At 60.8% G+C, this 14,968-nt stretch carries 12 protein-coding genes; 4 read left to right on the top strand and 8 right to left on the bottom strand.

Annotated elements, in window-relative coordinates:
• Positions 1–795, top strand: coding sequence for an HTD2 family dehydratase (locus tag AC2FD8_RS00335; protein WP_496853922.1), 795 nt, complete (start codon positions 1–3; stop codon positions 793–795).
• Here the strand turns inward: AC2FD8_RS00335 and AC2FD8_RS00330 are convergent.
• Positions 787–1,821, bottom strand: coding sequence for an NAD(P)/FAD-dependent oxidoreductase (locus AC2FD8_RS00330; RefSeq protein ID WP_496853923.1), 1,035 nt, complete (start codon positions 1,819–1,821; stop codon positions 787–789). The two genes, AC2FD8_RS00335 and AC2FD8_RS00330, sit on opposite strands and share 9 nt — an antisense overlap.
• A 55-nt stretch (positions 1,822–1,876) precedes the next feature.
• Between AC2FD8_RS00330 and mnmC2 the strand changes: the two genes are divergently transcribed.
• Both mnmC2 and AC2FD8_RS00320 read left to right on the top strand, forming a co-directional pair.
• Positions 1,877–2,542 carry a tRNA (5-methylaminomethyl-2-thiouridine)(34)-methyltransferase MnmC2 gene (gene mnmC2 / locus AC2FD8_RS00325; protein ID WP_496853924.1) on the top strand — a complete coding sequence of 222 codons (666 nt, stop codon included), beginning with the start codon at positions 1,877–1,879 and terminating at the stop codon, positions 2,540–2,542.
• Complete coding sequence (locus tag AC2FD8_RS00320) at positions 2,539–3,408, top strand: DMT family transporter (protein ID WP_496853925.1); 870 nt, start codon at positions 2,539–2,541, stop codon at positions 3,406–3,408. The genes mnmC2 and AC2FD8_RS00320 overlap by 4 nt, the downstream gene beginning before the upstream one ends.
• Here the strand turns inward: AC2FD8_RS00320 and AC2FD8_RS00315 are convergent.
• Positions 3,382–5,355: a lytic transglycosylase domain-containing protein gene (locus AC2FD8_RS00315; RefSeq protein WP_496854008.1), complete on the bottom strand. Its 1,974-nt coding sequence runs from the start codon at positions 5,353–5,355 to the stop codon at positions 3,382–3,384. The two genes, AC2FD8_RS00320 and AC2FD8_RS00315, sit on opposite strands and share 27 nt — an antisense overlap.
• 134 nt (positions 5,356–5,489) lie before the next feature.
• On the opposite strand from AC2FD8_RS00315, the gene dapA reads away from it, so the two are divergent.
• Positions 5,490–6,362: a 4-hydroxy-tetrahydrodipicolinate synthase gene (gene dapA, locus AC2FD8_RS00310; RefSeq protein ID WP_496853927.1), complete on the top strand. Its 873-nt coding sequence runs from the start codon at positions 5,490–5,492 to the stop codon at positions 6,360–6,362.
• Positions 6,363–6,441: 79 nt separating this feature from the next.
• Here dapA and AC2FD8_RS00305 read toward each other — a convergent pair whose 3' ends face one another.
• The 6 genes from AC2FD8_RS00305 to xsc form a co-directional block, all read right to left on the bottom strand.
• The gene (locus tag AC2FD8_RS00305) at positions 6,442–7,332 is read right to left on the bottom strand and encodes a dimethyl sulfoxide reductase anchor subunit family protein (RefSeq protein ID WP_496853928.1); all 891 of its coding nucleotides are present in this window, start codon (positions 7,330–7,332) and stop codon (positions 6,442–6,444) included.
• Positions 7,332–8,081 carry a 4Fe-4S dicluster domain-containing protein gene (locus AC2FD8_RS00300; protein WP_496853929.1) on the bottom strand — a complete coding sequence of 250 codons (750 nt, stop codon included), beginning with the start codon at positions 8,079–8,081 and terminating at the stop codon, positions 7,332–7,334. The genes AC2FD8_RS00305 and AC2FD8_RS00300 overlap by 1 nt, the downstream gene beginning before the upstream one ends.
• A 103-nt stretch (positions 8,082–8,184) precedes the next feature.
• On the bottom strand, positions 8,185–11,004 hold the full coding sequence (locus AC2FD8_RS00295) for a molybdopterin oxidoreductase family protein (RefSeq protein WP_496853930.1): 2,820 nt from the start codon (positions 11,002–11,004) through the stop codon (positions 8,185–8,187).
• A gap of 27 nt (positions 11,005–11,031) precedes the next feature.
• On the bottom strand, positions 11,032–12,000 hold the full coding sequence (locus tag AC2FD8_RS00290) for a YeiH family protein (RefSeq protein WP_496853931.1): 969 nt from the start codon (positions 11,998–12,000) through the stop codon (positions 11,032–11,034).
• A gap of 118 nt (positions 12,001–12,118) precedes the next feature.
• Positions 12,119–13,156 (bottom strand): phosphate acetyltransferase, encoded by a 1,038-nt coding sequence (gene pta, locus AC2FD8_RS00285; RefSeq protein WP_496853932.1) that lies wholly within the window; start codon positions 13,154–13,156, stop codon positions 12,119–12,121.
• A 5-nt stretch (positions 13,157–13,161) separates the two neighbouring features.
• Positions 13,162–14,940, bottom strand: coding sequence for a sulfoacetaldehyde acetyltransferase (gene xsc / locus AC2FD8_RS00280; RefSeq protein ID WP_496853933.1), 1,779 nt, complete (start codon positions 14,938–14,940; stop codon positions 13,162–13,164).
• Between the last annotated feature and the right edge of the window lie 28 nt (positions 14,941–14,968).

Raw genomic sequence — 14,968 nt, 5'->3', positions numbered from 1 at the left:
ATGCGCGAGGATCGGCAAAGCGATGTCATAGACCCGGCCCGGGCGGCGGCCTTGCAGGTTGCGCTGGGGTTGGAGCCTACGATCTCGGCCGGTTCCGCGTTGCCGCCGTTCTTTCACCAGCTTTACTTCTGGTCCCCGCGCGCGCCATCTGATCTGGGGCGTGACGGGCACCCTCGGGTCGGGATTGATCTGATCCCGAAGATGGGCCTGCCGCGCCGGATGTGGGCCGGGGGGCGGCTGCACTTCCGCACCCCTCTGCGGGTAGGCGCTGAGGCACAGCGGCACTCGTTTCTCGAGCAACAGAGCCGCAAAATCGGGCGCACCGGGTCGTTGGGGTTTGTTAGGCTCAGGCATGAGATCCGGCAGGATGGGGCGCTCTGCGTGACAGAATGGCAGGATCTGGTCTATCGTGAAGACCCCTCTCTGGACGAGGTGAAACCCACGCCGCCCGTGGCGCGTCGTGACGAAACGGACCGCCGCGAGGTGGGCTTCGACAGCACTCTTTTATTCAGGTACTCCGCGCTTACCTTCAACGGCCACCGGATCCACTACGATCTGGATTATGCGCGCGATGTCGAAGGGTATGGCGGGCTGGTCGTTCACGGGCCGTTATTGGCGCAACTGCTGATGCTTTTTGCGGAGGACGTGATTGGCCCGCTGACGCGCTTTTCGTTCCGGGCAACCGCGCCGCTTTTGCATTTTGAGACGGCCACGCTGTGTCGCAACGGGCCGGACCTGTGGGTTCGTGGCCCAGACGGTCGACAATGCATGAAGGCCGAGGCGCAGTCAGAGTGACGCTTCGGGCCGGAAATCCGCAGGGATTTCATCGCGCCCGTCCAGCATGAGGTCCGCCATCACCTCGGCCACTTTCGGGGCCATACCAAAGCCGATCTTGAAGCCACCATTGGCGATGAACTGACCGTCGTGCAGGGGGTGTGCGCCCAGCATCGGTGCGCGGCTTTTGCTTCGGGGGCGGACACCGGCCCATCGCTCGATCACCTCGGCTCCGTGCAGCACGGGAACGGCGCGGGTGGCGCGGTCGATCACGTCATCCAGCGCGTCGTCGGTGCTGGTCGGATCGTCATAGTCCCGCTCAGAGGTCGAGCCGATCGCCAGCGTGCCGTCCGCATGCGGCACGATATGGATTGCATCGGCGAATAGCTGGGGCACCGCGCCCGCATCAAAGCGTAGCAATGCGGCTTGGCCCTTGACGCCATTGCCGACAGTTTTCCCGAAGCTCTGGCTGAGCTCCTGCAACCCGGCGACACCTGTTGCATGCAGCACATGGCCCTTGTCCGGTGCCTCACCAACCACCTCAACCCCCATGACCGAAAGCGCGGCAACCAGCGCGGCACAGGCCCTGCGCGGGTGCATGCGCGCGGTCAGGGTGTCGTGGATGACATAGCCGGTCGGGCTGGGCGGGCACCATTGGCCTGCCTCCGACGTGGACAGCACTTGCCACTCGGCCATACCCTGCCATAGCTCTTGCGCGGTGGCATGCCGTTGGTGCGCCAGCTGCAGGCTGCGCTCATCCATGATCGGTTGCAGGCGTCCCAGACGCCCATAGCCTGCTGAAACCCCTCCGGTAGCTTCGACCTGTGCCCAAAAGGGTTCGGCCATGATCAGGCTGTCGAACTGAAAGGCCTTCTTGGCGTTCCAGTTCTCGGGTACATGCGGGGCCAGAGCGCCCACCAACCCTCCGCTGGAGCCCGCACCGGGGCCAAAGGGATCGACAACCTGCACCTTTGCGCCGCGCCGGGCGCAGGTCCAGGCGATGGACAGGCCAAAAATGCCAGCGCCGCGTACCGTCACATCGACCATTGCCAAACCCCTCTTCCTTGTTCAGTGTCGCGCCGCTTAGCTACAGGATTCCCCGATGGCAAACCAGCACGCCGAATTGACATGGAGAGAGGACCGGATTCCGGTCTCGGACCAGTTCGATGATCCCTATTTCTCGTTGCAGAACGGGTCAGAGGAGACGCGGCATGTCTTTCTGTCCGGCAACGACCTTCCCGCACGCTTCGCGCCGGGATTTCATATTGCCGAACTGGGCTTTGGCACCGGCCTGAACCTGCTGACTGTCTGGTCCGCGTGGGAGGCCGCAGGCCAGACCACTCCGTTGCGATTCACCAGTTTTGAGGCCTTCCCCATGGCCCCCGAGGATATGGCGCGCGCCTTGGCAGCCTTCCCCGAAGTGCAGCCCTGGGCCGAGCGTTTCCTGTCGCAATGGCGCGGCGGGTGCTGTCAGTTCGACACGCTGCATCTTGAAGTGATCGAAGGCGACGCGCGTCAGACGTTGCCCGGCTGGATCGGCAAGGCCGATGCGTGGTTTCTGGACGGCTTCTCGCCCGCCAAAAACCCTGAACTTTGGGGCGCGGATCTGATGCAGCATGTGGCTGATCACACGACACCAGGCGGCACCGCGGCCACCTACACCGCAGCAGGCTTTGTCCGCCGCGGGTTGGAGGAAGCAGGGTTCGCTGTCACCCGCGCGCCCGGCTACGGTCGCAAACGGCATATGACACGGGCGGTCAAAGCGTGACGCAGCAAAACAACATCTCGGCCGGGATCGCGCTGATGGTCGCCTCAACGGTGGTTTTTGCCCTGCAGGACGGGATCTCGCGCCATCTGGCGGGGACGTATAACACCTATATGGTGGTGATGATCCGATACTGGTTTTTCGCAGCCTTTGTCATCGCCCTGGCGGCCCGTGCGCCGGGTGGCTTGAAAGCAACCGCGCGGACAGATCAGATCAAACTTCAGCTTTTCCGAGGCGTTCTGCTGGTGACCGAGATTTGTGTCGCTGTGTTCGGCTTTACGGTGCTGGGTCTGATCGACAGCTTGGCGGTCTTCATTTGCTATCCACTTCTTGTCGCTGCGTTAAGTGGCCCGGTTCTGGGCGAGAAGGTAGGTTGGCGGCGTTGGAGCGCAATCGCCGTCGGCTGTGTGGGGGTCCTGATCATTCTGCAGCCGGGGGTAGGCGTGTTCAACCCATGGGCCATCATTCCATTGATCTCGGCCCTTCTCTTTGCGGTCTACGCTTTGGTGACCCGATATGCCGCCCGTCTTGACAGTTCGGCCACCAGTTTCTTTTGGACCGGAGTCAGCGGTGCCGTCGCCATGACCCTTGTAGGCATGTGGTTCTGGGAACCAATGGCGCGTGCGGATTGGGTCTGGATGGGTCTGTTGTGCGTCAGCGGCGTCTCGGGCCATTGGCTTCTGATCAAATGCTATGAGATGGCCGAGGCCAGCGCCGTGCAGCCTTTCGCCTATTTCCATCTGGTTTGGGCAGCGATCCTGGGCATTGCAATCTTCAACGAGGTCCTGCGCCCCGAGGTGGTGATCGGCGCATCGCTGGTTGTCGCGGCGGGGCTGTTCACACTATGGCGCGAACGCCGCAAGGGTTGATCCGGTCAGCTCCTGCGAAAAGGGCACAGGCAGGGCCGGTTTGCCCAGACGCGCGCGGTAAACAGGCAAGCTTTCGGTCACGCGCATCACATAGTTGCGCGTCTCGCTGAATGGGATGGTCTCGATCCAGTCGACCACATCAACGGTTCCGGCGCGGGGGTCTCCGTAGCGTTCCATCCACGAGATCGGCCTTCGCGGTCCGGCATTGTACCCGGCGGCCATCATGACCACGTTGCCGTTGAAATCCGCCGCTAGGCTCGACAGGTAGTTGGCCCCCAACTTGGCATTATACTCCCAGTCCGAGGTCAGCCGACCAGTCTGGTGCCCGCTGAGGATACCCAGCTCCTGCGCGACCAGTTTGGCGGTTGCAGGCATCACCTGCATCAGCCCGCGCGCCCCTGCGCCGCTGATCACCACCGGATCAAATTCACTTTCACGCCGGGCGATGGCCAATGTCATCTCTTTGGCCATCGGCAAGCCGATATCCGCGACCGGATGCACGGGGTAATAGGCTGCGGGCAGAACCGTTCCACTGGTCGCGGCGCGTTTGGCGATCATCACGGCGAGGTGCGGCTGTTTCAGCTCGATCACCAGATCGCCCAGCTGATTGGCTTGCGCTGTATCGAGGCTTTCGACCAGATGGGTCAGAAACCGTTCAGAGAGGTTATCTTCCCCTGCCTTCAGCAGCAGAAGACCGGCCTCCAACACGCTGGAGTTCGCAAATTCGGCCTGTCGCCAATGCGCGGCGCGGGGCGGGTTGGTGAGGGTGCTGTCGAACGGCCGCCCGATCTGCTCGGCTGCCAGTATGCCGTAGAAAGATGTCTGATAGTCTGCGCCCATTGCATAAGCGTCATAGGCTTTTTCGGCATCTCCTTGCGCCGCGTAGGCGCGACCCAGCCAATAGCCAGCACGGCCTCGTGAGATCGGAGACTTCACCGCGCCTTCAAAGTTTTGAAAATGCCGAACCGCTGTCGTGGGGTCGTTCAGTTTGCGCAAAGCCAGGAACCCCGCCAGCCATTCCAGATCGGCGTATCCATAGCCCATCTCAGGCGTCATATGGTGGTTGGCGGCTACCTGATAGGCGCGGGCCGCACTGCCCTGCCGCATCTCAAGCCGGGCCAGCCGGCGTCGACCTTCAGCCCATTTGTCCGGCTCACCCAAGGCGTCCGGACCGGTCGAGCGGGCCAGCATCAGATCAATGGCGCTGTCGTCCAGCTCTTTCCTGTCGCGCCAGACAAAGCGATCAAACGCCAGCCCCGGAGACCCCGCCAGAGCCTTGGGTACGGCAGAAATCTTGCCATCCACGCCCGGTTCGCGTTTTTGCAGGGCAATGCGGGCTTCGGCCAGTTTGCGCTGATCCGCGCTGACCAGCGGAAGCATGCGTCCGGCGCTGACCAGATGATTGTCCCACAGCATCCGATCCAGTCGCGCCGTGTGGTGCGCTTTCAGCAATGTCCCGAAGTTCTCAAGATAGTCCGTCTGCAAACCCGACCCCATGGGCATGGTGCGCCAGGCGGTGACGATATCGGCCTCGGCATCCCCAATCCGGCCCTTGGCTTTCAGAGCGACCGCATAGTTCAGCGCGCCTTCGGCCGTTTGCGGCGGCTGATCGGCGTAGAACCGCACCACCCGATCCGGATCAGCCCCGGTAAAGGACGGCTCGCTCTTGCGGCGCAACCAGGCCAGTCCGGGCCAGTCGGGGCGGCGTTCCAGAAACACCAGCACATCGCCCGAGCTACCAAAGCCTTCGCGCAGCCAATGCCACACGATAATGTCACGGGATACCGAGCCGCGCGCGCCAGACACCCTTAGCGCTTCGTTCCAATCGCCTTTGCGCATTTCCGCCAGCCCGGCGCGCAGATCACCGGCGGCATCCGCGCGCGCAGCGCTTGCCTGCATTCCAAAACACAGAATCACTGTTGCCAAAAAGGCCAGAACGCGTGTCATCTCTTGCATTTCCCAACCAACCGAGGATAGAGCCATTCAGGATAAACCCTGCGCCGCCAGTATCAACTCACAAAGCTAAAAACGTGAGCGAGGATGGCGCAAATACTGCAACCGCACTTCAAGGAGCGCGACCCATGTTCAAAGGCTCAATGCCAGCCCTCGTCACCCCGTTCAGCAACGGCGAGTTGGACCTGGATACGCTCAAACACTTGGTGGAATGGCAGATAAAGGAAGGCTCGACCGGTCTGGTACCCGTTGGTACCACCGGCGAAAGCCCGACGTTGAGCCATGAAGAGCACGAGACGGTTATTTCCGAGGTGGTCAAAGCCGCTGCGGGTCGGGTGCCGGTGATTGCGGGCGCGGGCTCGAACAACACGGTCGAGGCGGTTCGATTCGTCCAGTTCGCCAAGAAAATCGGGGCCGATGCGGCGCTGGTGGTCACACCCTATTACAACAAGCCGACCCAGAAAGGCCTGTTGGCCCATTTCCGTGCCCTGCATGACTGCGCCGATATTCCGATCATCATCTATAACATCCCGGGCCGTTCGATCATCGACATGACCCCCGCGACCATGGGTGAGCTGGCCAAGCTGCCGCGCATTGTCGGTGTCAAAGACGCGACCGGCGATCTGGCGCGCGTCAGCCAGCAGCGTGCAAGCTGTGGTGCCGACTTCTGTCAGCTGTCGGGCGAGGACGCCACTGCGCTGGGCTTCAACGCGCATGGCGGTGTGGGCTGTATCTCGGTCACGGCCAACGTGGCCCCGAAACTTTGTGCCGAGTTCCAACAGGCCACACTGGCGGGCGACTATGCCAAGGCGCTGGACTATCAGGATCGTCTGATGCCCCTGCACGAGGCGATCTTTATCGAACCCGGTCTGGTCGGCGCAAAATACGCGCTCAGCAAACTTGGCCTGTGCAGTACAGAGGTTCGCTCGCCCCTGACCGAACTGGAAGACAGCACCAAAACCGCGATCGAAGCGGCGATGGCGCATGCCGGTCTGATTTGAAACAGGATCCGCGCTTCATCTGGCTAAAAATACCTCGGGGGTGAATTGGCCCAAAGGGCCAAGAGGGGGCTGGCCCCCTCTACCCACGCTTGCCGTAGTAGAGCCCGACCACGTGCTCGGCCTGCGCGAAGAACAGCCAGCGTGACGCGGCAACCCCAGCCAGGTGCGAAACCACGGCCAGCAGCGCAAGCAGGTGTTTAAGCGCAACCCCGTCCAATGGGATCGCGATGAATACAAATGGCACAGCAAAAGCCAGCAGGAACGAGATGATCCGTAGCTTCTCGGCATGTTTACGGCCAACCACGTGCACGAACTCTCGCAGCAGATAGTTGGTGCCAGTATGCGGAGGTTCAAACGCCCGCACCGACCCGCGATGGCCCAATCCTGTTGCTGTCCCAAGGTCCGTCCCAGAACTGGCAAGCGCCTTGTCCCCCTGACGCCAGTACAGGATCTGCACCAGCGCCGCGATCAGCAGCAAAGGCAGCGCAACCGAGGTCTGACCTGCCATCAAGGCGCCTCCGGCCAGGCTGAAGCTGAGGAACATGGCCGGTGTCAGCTTCATGTGCCAACGGGGGATCGTCTTGAGCTGCGTGTAGATCATCGACGTGGTGAAAACCGTGGCCAGCGAGAACAACGCGCCGAGCCAGCCCAAAAGGCTCCATCTTTCGCCCATGAAGACCGAGCCGATTGCGAACAAACCCATCAGAGCAAGCGCGATGACTGCGCACCAGCCCTCGCGGCTGAGCCAGCTAGAGCGCCATTGCGTGAACGCTTTCCACGCCCGTTCCGGATGGCCGAGGTGAAAGGTTGACGCCAGCAATCCGCCGACGGCCAGCCCATAGGCGATCAGGAAAAAGACAAAGGCGACCCAGCCTGTGACCTCGGGCATGCCAAGGCCCAGAAAGAACAGCAATCCAAAGCCGAGGCCGGACAGAGTGGTGAAGAGAATAACGGAAGGGGCCGGATGCATCAGAGCTTCTCCAGTGTCTTGTCAAGCCAGCCGAGGAACCCTTTGGGCTCTTCAGCGACGGGGGCCAGCAGCGGGGCCAGAATATCGATCTGGTCCTCGATTTGATCCTTGGGTCGGGGTGGCAGGTATTTGTTGACGGGCTTGGTGCCCATTTCGGGCATCAGGTCCATGCCATCCCGTTCGGCCACCAGTTTGCTGACGTCACTATCGGGATCGCCGAGGTCTCCAAAATGGCGGGCGCCGGCCGGGCAGGTGCGAACGCAGGATGGGATGCGATCCACTTCAGGCAGGTTTTCATTGTAAATGCGATCAACGCAGAGGGTGCATTTCTTCATCACGCCCTCGGCCATGTCCATTTCCCGCGCGCCGTAGGGGCAGGACCAGGCGCACAAGCCACAACCGATACAGTCGCTTTCATTGACCAGAACAATTCCGTCTTCGACGCGCTTGTAGCTGGCCCCGGTGGGGCAGACGGTAACGCAGGGCGCGTCCTCGCAATGCAGGCAGGATTTTGGGAAGTGAATTAGTTGGGCAGGGCCTTCGGTCGGTGTGACCTCGTACGAGTGGACACGGTTCAGGAAAGTGCCCGATGGGTTGCCTCCATAGGCATCCTGGTCCGACAGCGGAGCGCCGTAGTTTTCGGTGTTCCAGCCTTTGCAGGAAATCACGCAGGCGTGGCACCCGACACAGGTGTCGAGATCGATGACGAGGCCCATTTTGCGATCAGTAGATTCGGGGAGTTGAGTCATAGCAAGAAACCTCGGCTTTGTTGGGCGGGGCAGGGGGCCAGCCCCCTCTTGAGCCTAAGGCTCAATTCACCCCCGAGATATTTTTGGCCAGATGAAGAGTGGATCATTTGCCTACCTTCCAAGCGATATCCTTGGGGCCGGTGCCGACGGGGGAATTGATCGGGTCAAACCCGGGTTGGCTTTCGGCGTCACTCGGGGCTTCGGCTTTTTCGATTTTAACCTTCAGGTCGAACCACGCGGCCTGACCGGTGATCGGATCCGAGTTGGCCCATCGCATACCGTCCTCCTTAGGTGGCAGAAGTTCGTGGATCAGGTGGTTGAGCAAGAAGCCCTTGGTGGCTTCGGGTGCGTCCTCTTGCAGGGCCCATGCGCCCTTGCGTTTGCCAATGGCGTTCCACGTCCAGACGGTGTTGTCGTTGAGCGCGGCCATCTCCATGACCGGTACGGTGATTTCGCCGTGTGGTGAGCTGACCTTGGCCCAGTCGCCATCTTGCAGACCGTGTTCGCGCATCAGCTTGGTTGGAACATAAAGCGGGTTGCGCCCGTGCAGTTGCCGCAGCCAGGCATTCTGCGTGCCCCAGCTATGATACATCGCCATCGGGCGTTGGGTAAGGGCGTTGACGGTGAAGCCTTCGTTGCCCTGTTGATCGGTTTCGTACCAGATCGGCAGCGGGTCCATCTTGTCCTTGATACGTTGGCGCAGATGCTCGGGCGGTTGACGTTCGCCATGACCTTCGGCGGCAAGTTGGAACTTGCGCATTGGTTCCGAGTAGAGCTGAAACAGGTAGGGCTGCGGACTGTCGTACAGGCCCATGCCGACGGCCCAGTCCTGATAGGCCGCGTTCCACGGTTTATAGTAATCCGCGCCTTCGGGGATATGCGCAACGTAGAAACCGCCATTCTCGATGTAGCGGTTCAGTTGCTCCGGGTTGACCTCGCCCCGGCCTTCCTTGGTGCCGTCTTCACCCCTGAAGCCAGCCAGTGGACCAATACCCGGCTTGCGCTGGTGGTTGACGATATAGTCGGCATAGTCCTGCCACTTGGGGGTTCCGTCCTCGTTGGTGAAGCCGGGCAGGTTCATGCGGTTGGCGAGTTCTATCAGGACGGATTGGAAACCCCGGACATCCCGGTCGGGTTCGACAACAGGCCACCGAATGGCATCGGCGGCGGCATCCGCCTCGCAGATCGGACGATCCAGCAGCGAGATACAGTCGTGCCGTTCCAGATAGGTCGTGTCAGGCAGAATCAGATCGGCATACGCGACCATCTCGGACGAGTAGGCATCGGAATAGATGATATTGGGGATGACATATTTGCCGTCTTCGGTTTTGGCGGTCAGCATCTCCATCACACCCTTGGTGTTCATGGAGGAGTTCCACGACATGTTCGCCATATACATGAACAACGTGTCGATCTTGTAGGGATCGCCTGCGGCGGCATTTGAAATCACCATATGCATCAGCCCGTGCGCAGACATCGGGTTCTCCCAGGTGAAGGCCTTGTCGATGCGCTGAGGTGTTCCGCAGTCGTCGATCAACAGATCTTCGGGGCCTCGCACAAATCCAAGGTGCGGACCGTCCAGCGGGCGTCCAGGCCGGCGATCACCGTGCGGTGTGGGGTGGGCCTCGACGGGTTTGGGATAAGGCGGTTTGAAGCGGAAACCGCCGGGAACTTCGACCGTGCCCAGCAGGATTTGCAGCACATGCAGCGCGCGGCAGGTCTGGAAACCGTTGGCATGGGCTGAAATTCCGCGCATCGCGTGGAAGCTGACGGGTCGGCCCGTCATCTTGGAGTGTTTTTCGCCTCGGAAGTCGGTCCATTCGTGGTCCAGCTCGATTGCCTCGTCAAAGGCGACGCGCGCGATTTCGGCAGCGATGGCGCGGATGCGATTGGCGGGAATGCCGCAGCGATCGGCAACGTTTTCGGGGGCGTGTTCGTCCGAGAGGTATTTCTCGGCCATCAGGTGAAAGACCGGGCGGTGGGTCACGCCGTCTTTGTCATAGGTGGCGGACAGATCCGGGCGTACGCCGGGTTTGTCGAAGGCCATTGGTTGCCCGGTGACGCGGTCGATCACCAGCGGTTTGCCGTCGGCATCGCGCAGGAACAGGCCCTTTTCCGGACCTTCAGAGGCATTCACCAGAACCGGCGCGTTGGTGAAGCGCGCAAGGTAGTCGAGGTCGATCTTGCCAGCTTTCATCAGCACATGGATCAGTGACAGAATGAACAGCCCATCCGTGCCCGGCGTGATCCCGACCCAATCGTCAGCCACCGCATTATAGCCCGAGCGGATCGGGTTCACGCCGATCACACGCGCGCCGCGCGCTTTGATCTTGCCCAGCCCCATCTTGATCGGGTTGCTGTCGTGGTCCTCGGCCACTCCGAACAGCATGAAGAGTTTGGTGTGATCCCAGTCAGGTTGGCCGAACTCCCAAAACGCACCGCCCATTGTGTAGATGCCGCCCGCCGCCATGTTGACCGAGCAAAAGCCGCCATGAGCCGCATAGTTGGGCGTGCCGAAATTCTGCGCCCAAAAGCTGGTAAAACTCTGGCTCTGGTCGCGGCCAGTGAAGAAGGCCAGTTTTTGCGGCGCGGTTTCGTGCAGCTCGTTCAGCCACCCAACAGCGGTACTGATCGCCTCGTCCCATTCGATCTCGCGGAATTCACCGGACCCACGGGGGCCAACCCGCCGCAGGGGTTTGCGCAGACGCGAAGGCGCGTTGACCTGCATGATGCCCGCGCTGCCCTTGGCGCAGAGAACACCTTTGTTCACGGGATGGTCGCGGTTGCCTTCGATATAGGCGACTTTGCCGTCCTTCATGTGGACGTTGATGCCACAGCGACAGGCGCACATATAGCAGGTGGTGCGCCGGATCTCGTCCGAGACTTTCGGGCTGGTGTCGATCTTCGGTTGCTGGATGGTCATCTGGCGTCCTTCATGTCGGGCAGCTTGTCAGGTCAGGAATGTTAATCCGGTAAGGATAATTCCTGCAATAAAAAGAGTTTCTACGACGATCAGGGCGATCGCTGCGCCTCCGACCGACAGGATTTGTTTCAGGTTCGTCTTCATCCCGACTGCTGCGATTGCGATCAGCAGCAACCAGCGGGATGTCTGGCTGAGAAGCTCGGACAGGAACAGCGGGATCAGGCCGAATGAGCTGGCCGCAGCCAGTACCAGAAACCCGATCACGAAGCCGGGCAGGATCGGAGGGCGTTTCCCTTCTCCTCCCGTGTCGGTCGCGCTCCGGATGATCAGCGATGCGACCAGAACCACCGGGGCCAGCATCGCCACACGGATCAGCTTGACCAGAGTGGCCGTATCACCCGTCTGCTCTGAGATCGAAAACCCCGCGCCGACAACCTGCGCCACATCGTGGATCGTACCGCCCAGAAACACGCCGCCGGCTACATCATCCATGCCCAGCGTGCGCACCAAGATGGGGTAGGCGATCATTGCGATGGTCGACAGGACCGTAACGCCCAGAACCGTGAAGATCAGCCGTTCTTCGGACCGTTCATCCTTGGGCAGGATGGCGCTGATTGCCATCGCTGCAGACGCGCCGCAGATCGCAACCGAACCGGCGGTCAGGAAGGCAAAGCGCCATTTGTGACCAAAGAAGCGCGCGATCAACAGGCCAAACGCGATGGTGGCCAGTACACCTCCGACGACAAGGGCGATCAGGTCCCAGCTGAGGCCCAGCATCAGCGTCATGGAAATTCGCACACCCAGAAGCGCGACGCCCAAACGCAGAAGCGACTTGGCGGAAAAACTGATGCCGGGAACGGTTTTACCTTCTTCCCCCAAAAAGCTGAGCGCGATGCCCAATAGCAGGGCCATGAGCATGGCAGGGGTCGCGTAATGCTCGGACAGGAACTTCGCTGTCACGGCAACGGTGATCGCCACCATAACCCCGGGGAACATGGTTCGGGTCGTCTGAGCCGCGTGCGCACCGAAGGAGCTTGTAAGTTCAGTTTTGCCCAGCATCGGTTCGTTGATCTTTCTTGAACACGTTTAGAGAAAAGCGGCAAAGCCGCAGAGGTTATGCAGTAGCTGGATGAACTGGCTCTTGCGGTGATCCCACCTGGTTTGCCTGCACGGCGGTCACGGCGATCATATGCAACACATCGTCCGAAGAACAGCCGCGCGACAGGTCGTTTGCGGGTTTCGCCAAACCTTGTAGAACGGGCCCAATGGCCTCGGCCCCGCCAATGCGCTGGGCGATCTTGTACCCCAGGTTGCCCGCATCAAGGTTGGGAAAGACAAACACGTTTGCTTTCCCTTCCAGAGGCGAGTTCTTGGCTTTTTTACTGGCAACCTCCGGCACGTAGGCAGCGTCGAACTGCAACTCTCCGTCGATGACAAGGTTCGGGTTGGCGGTTTTGGCAATTTGTGTGGCCTCAACCACCTTGGATACTTTCGGATGGCTGGCGCTGCCGCTTGTCGAGAAAGACAGCATCGCAACCCGAGGCTCTTTTCCTGTAAGTGTTTGATAGGACGTGGCAGACGCCTGCGCGATCTCGGCCAGCTCGCGTTCGTTCGGATCAACGACCAACCCGCAATCTGCGAAAATATGGGCGCCCTGAACCGTGTGATGTTCGCGGTCATAGATCATCAGAAAGAAGCTGGACACCATATGGGCGTCAGGTGCCTTGCCAATGATCTGCAACGCCGCGCGAACAGTGTCCGAGGTGGTTTCGACGGCTCCGCCAACCGTGCCGTCAGCCAGCCCGAGATGGACCAACATGGCGGCATAGTTCAGACGGTTTCGCACCAGCGACCTGGCAGTCTCAGGTGTTACGCCTTTGTGTTTACGCAATTCGAAATAGGCATCGGCAAAGCGATCCAAATGGGGCGAAGTTGCAGGATCGTGGATGTCGATCCCGGCCACATCACTTCCGCCTTTTTCAGCCAGCAAAGAGGTGACTTTGGTCTGATCGCCGACAAGGATAATATCGGCTGCATCCTCGGCGCGTGCTTTCAACGCGCCTTCCACAACTCGTGGATCATCGCCCTCAGCAAGGGCGATGATCTTTTTGGAACTGGTCGCAGCCCCGAGAATTTGACGCAGGGGCTTCACTGCGATCAGGCCTCGGCTTGCGGCGTCATGTCTGCTGCTTCGATACCTGCAACAGCAACCGGCTTCTTCATCGCGTCGCGGCGGAAAGGCTCACCCAGCTCTTGGTTGATCATGGCTTCGATCAGAGTGGTGATACCGTTCTTCTGGTCCTCGATGGCCTGGTTCAGCGCTGCGGTCAGCTCGTCCTGAGTACGGGCGACCACACCTTTCAGGCCACAGGCCTTTGCGATACCGGCGTAGGAAACCTGCGTGTCCAGCTCGGTGCCGACGAAGTTGTCGTCGAACCACAGGGTCGAGTTCCGCTTTTCCGCACCCCACTGGTAGTTGCGGAAGACGATCTGGGTCACGGCAGGCCATTCTTCACGGCCGATTGCTGTCAGTTCGGTGACTGCGATGCCGAAGGCACCGTCGCCCGAGAAGCCAACAACAGGTACATCCGGGCAGCCGATCTTGGCGCCGACCACGGACGGCAGACCATATCCACAGGGGCCGAACAGGCCGGGGGCCAGATATTTGCGGCCTTCCTCAAACGAGGGGTAAGCGTTGCCGATGGCACAGTTGTTGCCGATGTCGGACGAGATGATCGCCTCTTTCGGCAAGGCGGACTGAATCGCGCGCCATGCCATGCGCGGGCTCATCCAGTCTGGCTTGGCGGCACGGGCGCGTTCGTTCCAGGTGGTGCCCGGATCGTCCTGCTCGTGGTCCATCGAGGTCAGTTCCTGCGCCCAACGCGACTTGGTTTCGGCGATTTTCGCTTTACGTGCATCGCGGCCTTCATCGCCTGCGGTGCCCGAAAGCTGTTCCAGGATGTTGGTTGCAACGGTGGCCGCGTCGCCAACGATACCAACCGAGACCTTCTTGGTCAGGCCGATGCGGTCAGGGTTGATGTCGACCTGAATGATCTTTGCGTCGGCCGGCCAGTATTCCATACCGTATCCGGGCAGGGTCGAGAACGGGTTCAGACGGGTGCCCAGGCACAGAACAACGTCCGCTTCCTTGATCAGCTCCATCGCGGCTTTTGAGCCGTTGTAGCCCAGAGGGCCGGCAAACAGCGGGTGCGAGCCGGGGAAGGCGTCGTTGTGCTGGTAGCCAACGCAAACCGGGGCGTCCAGACGCTCGGCCAGTGCTTTCGACGCTTCGATGCCGCCTGCGGACAGTACTGTACCAGCACCGTTCAGAATGACCGGGTTCTTGGCATCGGACAGCAAAGCAGCGGCTTCGGTAACGGCAGACGCACCACCCGAAGGCAGTTCGAATTCGACCACGGCGGGCAGCTCGATGTCGACAACCTGAGTGAAGAAGTCACGCGGCACGTTGATCTGTGCCGGGGCCGAGGCGCGCTTGGCTTTGGTGATCACGCGGCTGAGGACTTCGGCCATGCGCGACGGGTCGCGTACTTCTTCCTGGTAGCAGACGCAGTCTGCGAACATCCGCATCTGTTCCATTTCCTGGAAGCCGCCCTGACCCATGGTCTTGTTCGCGGCCTGAGGAGTGACCAGCAGCAGCGGGGTGTGGTTCCAGTAGGCGGTTTTGACAGCGGTGACAAAGTTGGTGATGCCGGGGCCGTTTTGCGCGATCATCATCGACATTTTGCCGGTGGCGCGGGTGTAGCCGTCGGCCATCATCCCGCCCGAGCCTTCGTGCGCGCAATCCCAGAACGTGATGCCGGCTTTCCCGAAAATATCCGAGATCGGCATCATGGCCGAACCGATGATGCCAAAGGCATGCTCGATTCCGTGCATCTGCAGAACCTTAACAAAGGCTTCTTCCGTGGTCATTTTCATCGGTGGCTCTCCAAAACTGAATGCGTGA

The sequence above is a fragment of the Ruegeria sp. YTSC192 genome (genome assembly GCF_059609705.1).
Note: the sequence above shows the minus strand (reverse complement) of the source record. Positions and strands in the feature narration are given on the sequence as shown.

Excerpts from the sequence above, each read along its gene's own strand:
- AC2FD8_RS00335 (WP_496853922.1), top strand. The coding sequence starts at position 1 with ATGCGCGAGGATCGGCAAAGCGATGTCATAGACCCGGCCCGGGCGGCG.
- AC2FD8_RS00295 (WP_496853930.1), bottom strand. The coding sequence starts at position 11,004 with ATGACCATCCAGCAACCGAAGATCGACACCAGCCCGAAAGTCTCGGAC.
- AC2FD8_RS00305 (WP_496853928.1), bottom strand. The coding sequence starts at position 7,332 with ATGCATCCGGCCCCTTCCGTTATTCTCTTCACCACTCTGTCCGGCCTC.
- xsc (WP_496853933.1), bottom strand. The coding sequence starts at position 14,940 with ATGAAAATGACCACGGAAGAAGCCTTTGTTAAGGTTCTGCAGATGCAC.
- AC2FD8_RS00315 (WP_496854008.1), bottom strand. The coding sequence starts at position 5,355 with ATGACACGCGTTCTGGCCTTTTTGGCAACAGTGATTCTGTGTTTTGGA.
- dapA (WP_496853927.1), top strand. The coding sequence starts at position 5,490 with ATGTTCAAAGGCTCAATGCCAGCCCTCGTCACCCCGTTCAGCAACGGC.
- AC2FD8_RS00330 (WP_496853923.1), bottom strand. The coding sequence starts at position 1,821 with ATGGTCGATGTGACGGTACGCGGCGCTGGCATTTTTGGCCTGTCCATC.
- AC2FD8_RS00290 (WP_496853931.1), bottom strand. The coding sequence starts at position 12,000 with ATGTTCCCCGGGGTTATGGTGGCGATCACCGTTGCCGTGACAGCGAAG.
- AC2FD8_RS00300 (WP_496853929.1), bottom strand. The coding sequence starts at position 8,081 with ATGACTCAACTCCCCGAATCTACTGATCGCAAAATGGGCCTCGTCATC.
- mnmC2 (WP_496853924.1), top strand. The coding sequence starts at position 1,877 with ATGGCAAACCAGCACGCCGAATTGACATGGAGAGAGGACCGGATTCCG.